General features: G+C 40.6%; 14 protein-coding genes and 1 tRNA gene. 7 read left to right on the top strand and 8 right to left on the bottom strand.

What is annotated here, in order from left to right:
- Positions 1-121: 121 nt before the first annotated feature.
- The 3 genes from JEY82_RS09875 to JEY82_RS09885 all read left to right on the top strand — a co-directional run bounded on the left by JEY82_RS09875 (position 122) and on the right by JEY82_RS09885 (position 4,211).
- On the top strand, positions 122-2,605 hold the full coding sequence (locus JEY82_RS09875; protein ID WP_304085242.1) for a hypothetical protein: 2,484 nt from the start codon (positions 122-124) through the stop codon (positions 2,603-2,605).
- A gap of 413 nt (positions 2,606-3,018) precedes the next feature.
- Entirely contained in the window at positions 3,019-3,465 is a 447-nt protein-coding gene (locus JEY82_RS09880) for a hypothetical protein (protein WP_304085243.1), read from the top strand.
- Positions 3,462-4,211 carry a Fic family protein gene (locus JEY82_RS09885; RefSeq protein ID WP_304085244.1) on the top strand — a complete coding sequence of 250 codons (750 nt, stop codon included), beginning with the start codon at positions 3,462-3,464 and terminating at the stop codon, positions 4,209-4,211. Before JEY82_RS09880 ends, JEY82_RS09885 begins: the two co-directional genes overlap by 4 nt.
- A gap of 276 nt (positions 4,212-4,487) precedes the next feature.
- Here JEY82_RS09885 and JEY82_RS09890 read toward each other — a convergent pair.
- Together JEY82_RS09890 and JEY82_RS09895 are read right to left on the bottom strand one after the other, a co-directional pair.
- Positions 4,488-4,574 (bottom strand) — tRNA-Leu (locus JEY82_RS09890).
- A 55-nt stretch (positions 4,575-4,629) separates the two neighbouring features.
- The gene (locus tag JEY82_RS09895; protein WP_304085245.1) at positions 4,630-6,327 is read right to left on the bottom strand and encodes a YcaO-like family protein; all 1,698 of its coding nucleotides are present in this window, start codon (positions 6,325-6,327) and stop codon (positions 4,630-4,632) included.
- Between the two features lie 117 nt (positions 6,328-6,444).
- On the opposite strand from JEY82_RS09895, the gene JEY82_RS09900 reads away from it, so the two are divergent.
- Positions 6,445-7,122, top strand: coding sequence for a TVP38/TMEM64 family protein (locus JEY82_RS09900; RefSeq protein WP_304085246.1), 678 nt, complete (start codon positions 6,445-6,447; stop codon positions 7,120-7,122).
- Positions 7,123-7,134: 12 nt separating this feature from the next.
- Here JEY82_RS09900 and JEY82_RS09905 read toward each other — a convergent pair whose 3' ends face one another.
- The 5 genes from JEY82_RS09905 to JEY82_RS09925 are packed head-to-tail and all read right to left on the bottom strand — an operon-like array spanning position 7,135 to position 11,276.
- Complete coding sequence (locus JEY82_RS09905; RefSeq protein ID WP_304085247.1) at positions 7,135-8,358, bottom strand: ABC transporter substrate-binding protein; 1,224 nt, start codon at positions 8,356-8,358, stop codon at positions 7,135-7,137.
- A 2-nt stretch (positions 8,359-8,360) separates the two neighbouring features.
- Positions 8,361-9,464 carry a patatin-like phospholipase family protein gene (locus tag JEY82_RS09910; protein WP_304085248.1) on the bottom strand — a complete coding sequence of 368 codons (1,104 nt, stop codon included), beginning with the start codon at positions 9,462-9,464 and terminating at the stop codon, positions 8,361-8,363.
- A gap of 53 nt (positions 9,465-9,517) precedes the next feature.
- Positions 9,518-10,081 (bottom strand): arylesterase, encoded by a 564-nt coding sequence (locus JEY82_RS09915; RefSeq protein ID WP_304085249.1) that lies wholly within the window; start codon positions 10,079-10,081, stop codon positions 9,518-9,520.
- 13 nt (positions 10,082-10,094) lie between these two features.
- Positions 10,095-10,631: a hypothetical protein gene (locus JEY82_RS09920; RefSeq protein ID WP_304085250.1), complete on the bottom strand. Its 537-nt coding sequence runs from the start codon at positions 10,629-10,631 to the stop codon at positions 10,095-10,097.
- Between the two features lie 27 nt (positions 10,632-10,658).
- Positions 10,659-11,276, bottom strand: coding sequence for a hypothetical protein (locus JEY82_RS09925; protein WP_304085251.1), 618 nt, complete (start codon positions 11,274-11,276; stop codon positions 10,659-10,661).
- Positions 11,277-11,518: 242 nt separating this feature from the next.
- Here JEY82_RS09925 and JEY82_RS09930 point away from each other — a divergent pair, with 242 nt between their 5' ends.
- The 3 genes from JEY82_RS09930 (at position 11,519) to JEY82_RS09940 (ending at position 12,793) form a co-directional block, all read left to right on the top strand.
- On the top strand, positions 11,519-11,722 hold the full coding sequence (locus JEY82_RS09930; protein ID WP_092159212.1) for a hypothetical protein: 204 nt from the start codon (positions 11,519-11,521) through the stop codon (positions 11,720-11,722).
- A gap of 104 nt (positions 11,723-11,826) precedes the next feature.
- Complete coding sequence (locus JEY82_RS09935) at positions 11,827-12,204, top strand: hypothetical protein (RefSeq protein ID WP_304085252.1); 378 nt, start codon at positions 11,827-11,829, stop codon at positions 12,202-12,204.
- A gap of 151 nt (positions 12,205-12,355) precedes the next feature.
- Positions 12,356-12,793, top strand: a complete 438-nt coding sequence (locus tag JEY82_RS09940) for a response regulator (RefSeq protein ID WP_304085253.1) — start codon at positions 12,356-12,358, stop codon at positions 12,791-12,793.
- Between the two features lie 7 nt (positions 12,794-12,800).
- Here the strand turns inward: JEY82_RS09940 and JEY82_RS09945 are convergent, their stop codons facing one another.
- Entirely contained in the window at positions 12,801-13,763 is a 963-nt protein-coding gene (locus JEY82_RS09945) for a D-2-hydroxyacid dehydrogenase (protein WP_304085254.1), read from the bottom strand.
- Positions 13,764-13,806: the final 43 nt, after the last annotated feature.

Genomic DNA, 13,806 nt, shown 5'->3' on the forward strand with positions numbered 1-13,806 from the left:
AGTATATGTCAAAGAACAAGGGCTAAGCTTATATCATCAGGACTTCTTTTAAAAGATGGAGCCTATGTGACGCTTACGTATCTGTTGGGCGTTGGAAAAATATAATTCAAGGTAAATACATATGCGTTACAGATATGCTCTTTTTGATGACGACAGAGTTGAATGCTTCGAGGATGACCCGCAGGTTCGCAAAAATTTAATTTGGAGTGGAGCTAAAGCTTTTAGCGTCTATGCCTTTTCGGGGCGGTTGGGGAATTCCGTTTCTCCGTCTTTTGTTTTGGGTGATTTACATATGTACTTTCCTTTCCATAAAACTGAATTTTTTATTGATATATTATACCGGTATAGGGTTCCTCATTCTGCGATACATGTTTACAAACATTATGGGCTTCACGAACTTGTTGTTTCTGAGGAGGCTTTTAGAGGAGATCTTCCGTATGCCAACAGGATAGAGATAGATAATAGTTTGAGGGAATACTTTGATGCTTCCCCTAGTAAGGATAGATATTCTACAATTGAAGGGTGGAACGTCTTATTTACTAATTTTGAGATGTTGGGTTTAGAAAGCAATGTCTCTCTGAGTAGTTTAAGCAAAAAATACAATCGAGAAACCTCTTCTGGTGTATCTTTGCTGCATACTCTTTTTTTGAGTTTTAACTTTAAAGTGAATAAGGGCGTGAATCCTTTTCCTCAAGATAAAATATACTTGAAACAGTGTGGTGTTCTTCGTGGACTTTTAAGTTCAGAATTCATATCAAGCTTTGAATTTTGCACATTTAGCAATTTGTTCAAAGATGGCAGAGTTGGATTGAGCAAGTTTTTGAATGAATCAAGGCGTTTTGAAAGGGATGGTGAAGATTATAGTGAGGAGTTGGTGGGGGATATAACAGATACTCCATTGTGGTGTTGCGATGTTCCTAAATTTTTAGCTGAGAAAGGCTCCACTCTTAAATGTAAAGGTTCTTGTGGGGTTTCCACGCCAGAGGCTTTTATTTATGCTGCGTATCCTCCTGAGTTGGTGACTTTGAATGAGAAGCATGGGGGTTTCTTGCTTACTCGTACGGGTCTTTTTGTGAAAACTGATGATTTTATGGGGGGCACTGTTAAAATTTGCCCTCCAATCTGGGTGGAGGAGTGCCATTCTGGGATTTTAAATGGGTTCGGCGCACGTACTGTTGTTTTTTATGATATTGACGGCAATCGTAAGTCGTTAACAATCGACGAAAGGGATTTGGATAGCCCTAAACTTTTTGCTTTGCTACGCAGCCATAGGTTTGAATGTCCTACCGGAAAAACGGAAAAAGGGCTTTTGCGAGAATTTTTGTTACAGCAGTATCCAAAGCGCGATAATCCTGAAGCGGCTGTTGCTGTAAGGGCGTCTGGGTGGCAAAAAAAAGGCTTTGTTTTTCCCCTCTCTGAATTTCGATCTCCTTCCTACAGGCTAAAATCCGTCATTCTTCCACCTGAGTCTATTGATAATTTAAGGTTTGACCGATTCGATTATAAGAGAAATTGGAGCCCAGAAGAAGAGCTAGCTGCATGTTTTTCGCTTATCTCGCCACTGCTTAACTTTATCAAATCTAAGGGTATTTGTTTGCATTTTCATGGAGGATCAAAGCAGAACAGAGATTCAATTCTCAGCGCAGTAAATTATGTATGGGGAGATGTGTTAATTCCTAAGGTTTGTTCGGCTGACGATCTTAAGAATAATGTTGTCGCTTTAAAGAAATTACATACGGACCTTCCTCTTTGTGTTTGTGAAGTGGGGGAGGCAAATGAGGCGCAGAAGAAGATGCGAACCTTTCTTCGTCGCTATTTTTTGGGAAGAAAGGGGGCTGATGAAGGTATTCACGGTGTTGTGATATCAACAGGTAATATGCCACTTGCTCCCGAGAAAGATCGTAGGATGGGGCGGAACGGGTATGTTCATCAAAAGAATGTTTTGTTAATTGATATTCCCGTTGGAGCAATTGATTTTTCTATCTATGAAAAATTGCCTGCGGATTTCAGTCAGATGGCTGTACAGAAGATACAAGAGAACAAAGAACGGTTTGCTGAGGTCCTCAAATCCGTTCACAAAGAATTTAAGTGCCAACTGGTGGTCAGAAGCTCTTCAAAATTTTTTGCTGAAATTGTCCGTATTTTCTCAATGGTTTATTGTGCGGAATACTATTTGATTGGAGATAAAGAGCTCGCGGTGCCCACGTGTTTTGGTGCTGCGTCGTTAAGGCACATAGGATTTGTTCGCAAATTAGATTTAGAAGCCAATTATTTTATGCCCGAAGCTAGGCATTTATTCGGAGTTTGTGGTCAAATATTTAGCTTGGGTTTTGTTCTGGTCATATCTAGCTTGGGCCCTTCGTTGCCTAAGCTTAATTTTATTGCGACTAAAAGCTATATAATAATAGCAGCTGATGATTTTAAAGAGCTATATGGGGAAAATTTTCCGTTCGGAACTTATACGGCCTGGCTTAAAAGGAAGAATGTCTTGAAGCCTTTTAAGGGAGGTGATTTGTGCGGTGTTCACCATTTTCCGAAGCTTAATAAATCTGTACGGAGTTATAAAGTTATCTTGAAAAAATTATATCAACTCGCGCAGAACTGAGCAAAGGGTATGGCTATTTTGCTGTGGTAATTTTTTGGTCAGTTGTTATGTCTGTTGGATTTGATTCTTTCTAGTATAATATTCAGTAACTTTGCCATGAAATGATCTCGACGGACTGATTTATAGGTATTCTTAAATTTAATCCACGTTCCATATTTAGCATTTACTTTGAATGTTTTTTTATTCTTCATTCTTTCACAAAATATATTATTGTCTCAACATTATTCATAATAGTTAAGGATTGATGATGGTTGATTTGTGTATTTTGTTGTTCATATTACAGCATTTTACTAATTTAATTCTAAAATGTAATAGTATGATTGTATTAATTGATAATAAATTAAAAGTGATTTATTATTTGAATTAAAATGGAATTATATTTGATTCTAATGTTAACTTGTGAGGGGGAGTGAATGTCGATATATCACAGGATTAAGGGTTACAAAGATAGTCATCCAAAGCTTAAGTCGACCACAATCAGGGCGACAGAAGCCTGTCTGAAAAGGGTAAAAAAATTTGCAAAGGTTAATGGAATTGGCGAAGGTGTTGCATTATGGATTCTTGTGGAAGAGGCGCTCGAAGGAACTGATGAATCTCAAAAAACAGTGGACCCTATAGAAGATTTACGCGCTGAGGTTGCCTCCCTTAAGCAGGAAGTTGTATCAATGTGTGAGCGTATGAGAGATTTTGTTGAGGGCTCTAACGAGGTTTCGAATTTTGATAAATCAAAGGACTCAGATCGGGAAGAAGAAGGGGAAGCATCGCCTGCTACTGATGAAGAAAATGCTGAGAAGACCCTAAAAGAACCCGAAACTCGCCAACAATATGCAAGCGTGGTATCTAGGCCTCTAAAAAAATGAACACACAAAACCTAGACATCCTTAAATCTCGCCTCGACGCACACAGGCCGCTTCCGCCCGAGGTGGTAAAGAACCTGCGTGAGGATTTGTCTGTACGCTGGACTTACAACTCCAACGCAATTGAAGGGAACACGCTTACGCTTCAGGAAACTAAAGTCGTACTTGAGGGGATAACTGTTGGCGGCAAGTCTATTGTTGAACATCTTGAAGCTATCAACCATGCTCAGGCTATCAATCTTGTCTATGATCTAGCAGAACAGGGTGAGCTTCTTTCAGTTCATGCTATCAAAGAAATTCACAGCCTTATTCTGAAAAGCATTGATGATAAGAACGCTGGAGCTTTTCGTACAGTGAATGTGACTATTTCAGGTGCTGAACATGTTCCACCTAGTTTTTTGAATATACAGGATGAGATGGACAGCTTTATGAATTGGTGCGAAGGCGATGGAACTAGTCTTCATGTTGTCGAATGTACCGCCAGAGGTCACGTTGATTTCGTAAAGATTCATCCGTTTGCAGATGGTAATGGGCGTACTGCTAGATTGTTAATGAACCTTGAACTTATGAAAGGTGGATTTCCGCCGGTTGTGTTTCAAGCTTCGGAGCGCTTAGCGTATTATGAGGGGCTTGAAGACGCTTGTGTGAAGTCAGACTATGAATCGTTTCTAGAAACGACTGAGAGGCTGGTTGTTGACAGTTTCAAGCCGTATTGGTTTGCATTGGGGTTGAGTAAGGAAGGATTGTAATCGTCGAAGTAATCTTAAAGTTCTGAAAGAATTTCATAGTACCGTACTGTTGATAAACAGTGCGGTATTTTTTATGTGGTCGGGAATTTCGCTTAAAATAGGAAAAAAGAGGCTTCGAATGTGCTTTTCTGTCCTGTTCAAACTCACAGATTGTCACAGAAAATCACTCTCCATAGCCGTTTAAATGGGGACAGAGTGGGGACAGAATCAACTTTAGCCATAAAAAAAGGGTCTACAAACAATCCTAAAATTGTTCGTAAACCCTTGATTTAACCGTGGTACCCAGAACGAGACTTGAACTCGTACAAGCCGAAGCTCGAGGGATTTTAAGTCCCTTGCGTCTACCAATTCCGCCATCCGGGCACGGAGTAAAGTTATCTATACTGAGTCTGCTAACTAGTCAAGAAACATTAGCTTATTATAGTAATTTTTTTATTTCAAGGTAGTTTTTGAAAAGTCTAGGGCTGATACGCGAGAATTTATCCATATCTGAAACAATTTCTAAGCCCGGTATAATTGCGCGGGTTACGGGGATTTCTAGATCTTTACGGGTCAGATCCACGTAGATTGGATAGTAATTGTTTTTAGTAAGGAGGGTTTCAAGCACCATCACATCACCTTCTGTGCTTCCTGTCGACAGGTCTGGAAGGTCTTCCAGTTTGCGGACTGGCAATCCTTCGGGACATGGTGAGGTTGCGGGGCCGGGGAAGGGGTACGGAACTTCTGTCAGAGCAGAAAGGAGCGCCCTTTTGCCATCAAGATTACACCCGCCGCCTTTGTTGATGTCACCTCGTTTGCCGACAGCAAATGCGCGGTAGCAGGGAACTCCGAGCTCGGAAGTCATATCTTGAAACCAGACATGAATTCCTGAATCTTCCAAATCAGCTAGATGCTTTTTGATTTCGGCATTATCACTTTCAATTCTGAAACATTTTTCTTTGTCAAAAAGGATTGTTGAGTCTGAATCGCGCTCGAGCACTTCGAGAAGTCCGCTGAGCTGTGCTTCGGCAAAGGTGTTGCCAGAGGCCAGTCCTGTGGAACTAAGGCCGCTGAACAGGTTTTGCTCATCAAGGTTGCAAAAGAGAAATACATGTTGCACAGGAATCAAAATTTCTTCGTATTCTGTGCCGTTGAATCTGTCCGCTTCCATCCACCAGAGAGATTGTCCTTCGTAAGGATATTCCAGAGATAAAGTGGAAGGGTCAAGAGCTTTGCAGTCTTTTGACACCTCTTCGTAAGTTCCTTTAACAATTGGATAAGGATCAACTCTGTTAAGAACTCCGGCTTTGCCTATGCTTCCGTAGGAGCTTACTCTTTCTACCACTTCCATGGCGCAGGAAACCTGAGCATCGATAAGAGAGAAGCCGCGACCATAACTGGTTTGAATTGCATCCAGTGAGTTTGATAATGAGCCGTTATCGGTTTTTGTTTTAACCTGCCAATGTTGAAGTACCGCCGCAGGGCTTAGGCAGCCTTTCTGGCGCATTTGCTGGCCAAGGAAAACATCTAAGGCTTCTAGCTGCTTCATTGCGTGAGTTGTTACTTCGATTGTCGAGGCGCGTTCTTTCGCTGGAGGTAATTTTCCCTCTTTTTCAAGTGACGTTTTGACCGTTGAGGCTTCAATTGACTCTTTAACTGGAAGTTCTTCGTTCTTATATAAAAGAGGAAGCCCGGTTTCTTCGGGGCTTGGCAGGTCTTCGTGTTCTTCCATGTTTGCAGATAAAACCAAAGTCCATTGATTGTGCAACGGTTGATCCGCTAAGAGGTGAGAGCGAAGGTGCAGTGTCGGAGTGATATCTTTAAGCTCTTGCGCGTCGAAATCTTTTTCAATCTGTTCTTTTAATGAAACCAGCTTCGGGTGGGTGAGGCAGGCTTCATAAATCAGTGCAGCGAGCACTTTTTTATTAGGATCTCCCTTTATTTCGGTGATTAATTTTTCGATTTTGCGTGTGCGGTGTTTTCCGAGCATGTCGAGCATGTGGTGGTGCATAAATTCGTCATATGGGTGTTTTTCCAGATGATTTAATACATCGGAAAAACTTAAGTTCGGTACAGGGAACGCCGCGAAGCAGCCAGTTCCTGAAAGAGTATCCATAAGTTTAAGCTGGTAACGCATATATTTCCTTGGTTTTGCTGAAAAACAGCATCTCATGTTGATAATTAAATATGTAACCGCTATTCTGTTCGGACCGAGATGTTAGGATATTTAAGCCCGCAAGTGAAGTAGGTAAATATGGTTAAACGTGATTGGTTAAAAAGTAGAACTTTTTGGCATGGAGTTATAGTAGTACTGGTGGTGGGAGTTTTGTCTTTTACCGCTGAAAAATATGGAGAAGGGCACCTTAGCTCTCTTGTTAATTGGGTCGAAGCAAGTGGTAATTTTGCTCCGGTAATTTTTGTTTTGATAAATGTGTTCGGACTGGCGTTTGTTCTTCCGCAGACTTTGTTCACCGTTGTTGCTGGGGTGCTTTTCGGAACGTTTAAAGGAGCGCTCTTGAGTCTTGCTGGAATGGGCGCAGGTTCTGCATTGGCGTTTCTGCTTGGGCGTTTTGTTTTCAGGAAAACTATTTTACAGAAATTAGGTTCAAATACATATTTTATAGATCTGGAAAAGCTCAGTAAGAGCCACCCGTTGAAAGTATTGGCCTTAAGTCGGATTGTGCCTGTAGTGCCTTATTCAATGGCCAATTATCTTTGGTCTGTAACAGGCGTGAGGTTTATTCCGTTTTTGGTTATGAGCGTATTTTGTCTTATACCTGAAACAGTCTTTTTAACTGCGGGCGGGCATCTGCTTAAGGCCGGGGTGACGAAAGGAACCGTCAACTTAGAATTGATTGCTGTTTTAATTGTTGCCGGAGCAGTTATTTTTTTTCTTGCAAAGGCTGTTCAGAAAAGTTTGAAAGAATCTTGATAAGTTAGAATATTATTGCATTTCGGCCGCTAAAGAAATTTGCCCTGCGTCAGATTGAATAATGTAGAGCGGTTTTTGTACACTTCCGTTTTTAAAAGATATCTCACCTGAAACTCCTTTGAATTTATTAACAGCTGGAAGGTTGGTTCTTATGTTTACGGAAGGATTTCCTGTTGTTCCGGCTGCATGCGCGAGCAGAAGAATAGAGTCAAAACCGAGAGCAGCATAACCTGTTTGCGGCTGTTCACCGAATAATTCCGTATAGGCTTTTACAAATAGTTTAACGAGATTGTTTTCACGGGTGAGGCTTGCCTGTGATGCAAAAATAATATTTCCAGACCATGAGGCAATGGTTTTTTTCATGGCTACCATGTCAAAGCTTGTTCCGCCGACTATGTTGTAAGCCATTTCTTTTTCTTTCATGAGATTCAGCAATTTAGCGCTGACTTTTGCCGAAGCGAAAATTACGACAGCTTCAATTTCCTGAATTTCAGGAGGAGGCGTGCGTTTTTGGGTAATAATTGCCGCGCCTTCATCTATATAATTGCTGACCCCGATAGCATCCTCCGTCTTTTTGCTGTCTGACTGCGGTAGGGGTGCTAGTGCTTCAATGGCCTTCATGATGAATGATAAATCAGGGTTCGGCTCTGTTATGCGCATTTCTGAAAGGATAGTTCCGCCTTTTGTTTTGAAATTAGCGGAGAAGCTTTCAGCCTGTTTTGCTGTCGAGTCATTCATATCAGAACGGATTAGAAAAATATTTTCAGCTTGAAGTGTTGCAAAAGTGTATTTTGCTAAGTCTGTGCCGATTTTATTGTCTGACACTGCCAATGTGAAAGTGTCAGGTGTTTCGGGAGTGGTAAGGCTGTTTAGCTGCGCACCTGTGCATAGGAAAGGAAGTTGTGCTGTTTGAAAAACTGGCGCTGCCGAGAGTGCTGCGTTTTCTGAAATAATGCCTGTTGTGGCCATAATTCCTTTTGTTGCAGTCAATTTATGGACGGCTTGTATTATTTCCAGAGGTTCGTTTGTGATTGATTCGCATTCAAGTTTAATCTTTAAATTTTGGTTTGAATCATTGAACTTTTTGACGGCAAGTATAGCTCCGTTCATAGCCTCCTGCGCGGTAAGGGCATTTTCTCCTTTGGTCTCTAAAATCGTACCAAATACTAAGTCTTGCGCTGAAACTGTTGAAGAAAATGAAAATAGAAGGGCAATCGTCAATAGTATGATTTTCATGATCACGCTCCAGTTCTTTCTTTATTGCTTTTAACTATCCTGATTTTACGTTTTACTTTTTCTTGATTCTTTGGTTCGCTTTTAGGAACAGGAGATCCGAGTGTTCCTGATGTTTTATTTTTAGAAGTTTCATTTTTGCGGTTTATTTTTTCATCGTTAAGTTTTTTATCTTCTTTCTTTCTTTGCAGTTCTTCTTTTTTGAGTTCAACTTTCTTTTTAAACTCAAAAACAGCTTCTTTTAAATTTCCTTTTTTAGCTGTAAGCGCAACTTTTCCGGCATGGACAATCTCAGTAATCTTCTTGATTTCCCACATTTCAATTGGGCGTGGATGCCTTATGTAAACTGGTATTATTTCATGATGGTGCATGTCGATGGAAAGCGGTAATTGGCTGGTAAGAATAGATCTTCTGAAAATTCTTGATGAATTAAAGTAGCTTTCAATAAAATTTTCAGGTTCCGGGTTGCATGCGTCATCAAAGTATATGGCAATGATGATATCAATGTGTCGTTTCACACATTCCATTATCGGCATGGGAGATGAGAATGCTCCGTCAATTAATTTTTTGCCGTCAATATTTGCAGGGGGCATCAATGGATACACAGCGCTGCTTGCATAGATAGCCTGCGCAAGGTTCCCTTTTTCAAGGATTACAGGCAGTCCAGTAGTAAGGTCTGTGGTGGTGATCAGGGTTTTAGGTTTGAGGTCAGAAATGTCCATATTCTTAAACAGAGTTTCATATGTTTTGCGAAGGGAATCTGTTTTTAGAATGCCTGATTCTGCTGAAAATTTACCCTGACCGATATCAGCTATATCCATGACGGATTTATGGTTAATTTCTCTGAAAAAGCGTGGATCTACTGCTTTAGAGAAAATGTCTTGAATTTGTGTAAGATTATATCCTGCCCCTAGAAAGGCAGCCAGAAGAGCTCCGCCGCTTACTCCAATTACGAGATCAACTTTAATATTTTCTTTTTGCAAGTACTCGATAAACGGCAATGCACAGAAAGATTTAATGCCCTCGGAACCAATAATCAGAGCAATTGAAGGTCTCTCAATTGATTTTGCAGGTTTTTCCTGAGGTTCTGGATTTGTGTTTTCTTCCATCAGTTCTCCATTTCTTTGTAAAAAGATAACTTTCTTGGAAGAAAATTACAATATTAAGCAATCAGTTCCTCATAGAAGGATTTGAACAGGGGGAAAATATTTTCAGTCATTATGGCAACCCCTTCATTATTAGGGTGGACGCCGTCAGTCTGATAATATTCCGGGTTTTCGCCTAGTCCTTTCATGAGGTTTGCGTAAAGAGGAATGTTATATTTTTGTGCGATATCTGAAAAGATTGAGTTGAAAGCTAAAGCATATGATTGAGGGGTGAAATTCATGGGCTTGAAGCCTAGCAGGATCACAGGGATACGTGCTTCCTGAAAGGCTTCAACCATTGCAACAATATTAATCTTAACCTGTTCTGGATCGGCAAGCTGAAAGCAGTCGTTTGCGCCGAATTCAATGTAGGCAGCATCCGGTTTGCTTTCAATAACATCCACAAGTCGTGACAGGCCGTCAGCAGAGGTGTCGCCGGAAATTCCGTAGTTAGAAATTTCCAAATTGCAGCCTTCCTCAAGCAGTTTTCTTTCCAGTTGTGCTGGAAAAGAACTGTATGCGGGGAGACCATATCCTTCAGTCAGGCTGTCACCGAATGCGGCTAATGTTATCCGGGCCATTATATTTTCTCTTTTATTTTTCTTCGTCGTTACGAAGCCAGTGGCGAAATTTTGCGACTTCATCCTGCCAATTGTTGGAAATTCTGATTTTTATGAATTCCATGTAAACACAGTCCAGCAAAGAAAGACTTTTTTCGATTAGGAATATTTTTTCAAGGAATTTAGAATCAGGATCATCTCCCTCTTCATCCTTCATTTCGACTTTTGGGGTTTTAAGACCGCTTAAAGCAAAATCTTCTGCTTTGATCTGTACCTGCCATGCGTTTTCGTCAATTTCCATTCTTAGCTGGGCACGGGTAACTTTCTTACCTGTTTTCAACCCCATCAGAACTTCAGTCATATCTCCGCTTGAGGAGTTGACTGTGGCAGTATCAATATTTTCGCCTTCTCCGCCTTGAACAGACATGCGCTGTTCCATGAAAAGCAGGAAGCGTTCACCGTTTTCGAGCTCGAAAAGACCGTCGCGAATTTCACTTTTATACCAAAGCCATGTCAGGAAGTCCTGACCCAACAGGGTGTTTTCCCTTTCTGCAAGAAGTAACAGGTCCATAAAATTATCCTTATTTTTATCAGGCTGCTAGCCTACGAAGTATGTTGGGTCCAGTGATTCAAGTTTCTGCGCTGCGTCTTCTCCGAGCATATTCATTGCCAGAAAGAAAGGAGTCAGCGGTTCGAGAGTCAGTTCGAAGGTGTCTGTGAAGTATTCTTCAAACATGTCCAAGACTTTTGAGTTTGAACAGGCAAAATACAGTCTGTTGTCAGGCACGTTCCATACTGCGTCGAAAATGGCCGGAATAGGAAGACTGCGAGCGCGTATTTTTAATGTTACCTGATCTTTTATTTCTCGTTTTCTATCACGTGATATGAAATTTTTGCCTTCTTTTTTGGCTTCTTCAAGTTCGTGATTAAGGGCTATCTGCAAGTGTTTTTTTAATACGGCAGGTTGAATTCTGCGCGTGTCGAGCCGGAGTGAAAAAGTATAATATTGTCCCTTTTCAGGAGGAGAAATGCTCCATTTATCATCAAGCATATCATCCATATTCACCCATCCGAAAGATCTCTCTTCAGCGGTGTGGTCAATATCTTTAAAAGCGTATTTTACTAAAAGATTCGGAATAGATCTGATCAGATCATCCTCAACTTCTTCTACAATTCTATAACGGGTAAGTCCGACACTGGCGGAAAGTATTGGCAAAACAGACTCCTTGAACCGGTGGCGATTTGAAATAATTCATACCGGATTTATTTTATAGCGCATGACGCACTGTCGACAGTCATGGGTAAAATCATTCGTTTCAGATGTAAAGCGAAAGAATAACAGACTGTGTCAATATGGCATATTTGGTGCATAATATATTTTAGTAAGATGTTTGTAAATCAGGTCACAATTCAGGAGGATTCAGTCCGTTTAGGCTGATTTAAGAGTAGGAGGTCATTATGACACTCTGGAGAGTTCAAACGGAAGGCGATTTTATTGTTATGGGGAACCAGCGGAGGAAGAAGCTTACTTCGAACGGTTGCAATGAACCTTTTAAGGGGAGATTCTGGTGCCCTCGCAAGAAATGGTTTATGAATAGCCCTTGTCCTTTCGTTAATAAGCAAGAGTGCGGTAATTACAGGCAGATATGCGGTGCGTTGTAATTAAAACGGGTTGTTTTAAATAACCCTCTTAAGTTTATACTTACTTTATTTTGATTTTTAGAATATTTAATGTATGTAATCAAAATCGAAATAAGGGAGAGGTTATGCCTTTGAATTCATACGAAGTTATAGCAAACTGGCTTGATGCTGAGGCTGCACAAGTTAGAGATATTGAAAAACGCGCAAGTTCCGCATTGTACGATGATAAAGATGAACATCTGTATAGAGAACTTATGCGTCAAAAAGCCATACTTCTTGCCTATCTTGCTGATAACTTCGCCAGCTTAGATGAATCTTTGAGTGCTGAGGAAAGAACAGTTGTGCAGGAGCGAGTAGGCCGTTTTTCTCTTTCAGCTTCTAAAGCTCTTGAGATAGGGAGTGTTTTTTTTATGTCCGCTCTGTTGTATCCTGATGATCACAAAGACGGTGACAAAAATGATTTGGAACGTTTTGCTGAAAAAGTTCGCAACAGGTCACAATAATTTGATTTTATTAATAAAGCGATTTGTCTTATTGTTTGTATAGAAAGGTTGTGGATATTGTAAACGTGGTATATCTATTCCTCCGGGGTATATGGGAGGAACAGACTTTTGGTTAGTTTGTCTTTTTTTTGACGTTTAAAAAGGTAGATGAATGCTTTCTGCAGATCAAAATAATATCACAGCTTACGACAGTAAAAGTGTATCAGGCAAAGTTTTAAAAATTTTGTTAGCGGAAGACTGTGAAAATAATGTATTGCTGGTTCAATTATATCTTAAGAAATTTCCATATTCTATTGATGTTGCGGAGAATGGTGAAATGGCTTTTGAGATGTATAAAAAGAATCGTTACGACTTGGTTCTTATGGATATCGAAATGCCTTTTACCGACGGATATCAAGCCACTACCAGCATTCGGCAGTATGAAAAGGATAATGGTTTTGAGAATACTCCGATTATTGCCGTTACAGCACATGCTTTATGCGAAAACCGGGATAAGGCATATGATGTCGGATGTGATTATTTTATGACCAAACCCGTTAGAAAAGCTGATTTAATCAGCACTATTCAAAAATTCACAGAAAATCAGTAGTATTGAATTAAAAATTGTTTACTACGTTAACGGGGGTTCCTTTAATAAAGGATTCCAAGTTGTTGACTGTGCTTTTTGTCAGTCTGGTGCGCGCTTCGAGCGTCGCCCACGCAATGTGGGGTGTTATGATGATGTTCGGCGCGTCAAGCAATGGATTATTCGGCTGCATTGGTTCTTTATTTACAACATCAAGAGCCGCGCCGCCTATGGTTCCAGTCTTCAACGCTTCGGCAAGATCTACCTCATTTATAAGCTGTCCGCGAGCTGTATTGATGAGAATCGCATTTTTTTTCATTGATTGCAGGATTGAACGATTGATGAATTTTTCATTTTCAACTGTAAGTGGACAATGAAGTGATATTACATCTGACTCACGCATGAGTTCTTCAAGCCCTGAGAATTTGAACGGTAAATAGTCTGGTTTTTGTTTAGGGCGCGGAGAATAAGCAATCACTTCCATGCCGAATGCGTTTGCAAGGGCTGCTACTTTACTTCCTATATCGCCGAATCCTACTACTCCCAGCTTTTTCCCCTGAAGTTCGAACAAGGGGGCTTTCCAGAAGCAAAAATCTTCCTGAGAAGACCATTCTCCGTTCTTAACCGCTTTGTCGTGCAGGCTCACCTGATTGGAAAAGTTTAGCAAGAGAGCGAAAACATGTTGTGCTACTGACGGTGGCGAATAGCCCGGAACGTTTGAAACAATGATTTTATTTTTAGTAGCGGCTGAGATGTCTATAGTATTATATCCGGTGGCCAAGACTGATATGAATTTTAAATTAGGCAGAGAATTGATGATTTGTTCAGTGAGGATGTTTTTGCTGGTGAAGATTATTTCGGCATCCACGCACCGTTCGATTATTTTTGACTGCGGTGTGCGATCATATACGGATAGTTCACCAATTTTTTCCAGCTCGGACCACGGATTATCGCCGGGATTGATCGTATATCCATCAAGGATAACCATGCGCATAAAAAAGTCCTTTTGATTTGTTCAGCTATTGAAATGGTATTCT

It is taken from the genome of Maridesulfovibrio ferrireducens, assembly GCF_016342405.1.
Taxonomy (GTDB): Bacteria; Desulfobacterota; Desulfovibrionia; order Desulfovibrionales; family Desulfovibrionaceae; genus Maridesulfovibrio; species Maridesulfovibrio ferrireducens_A.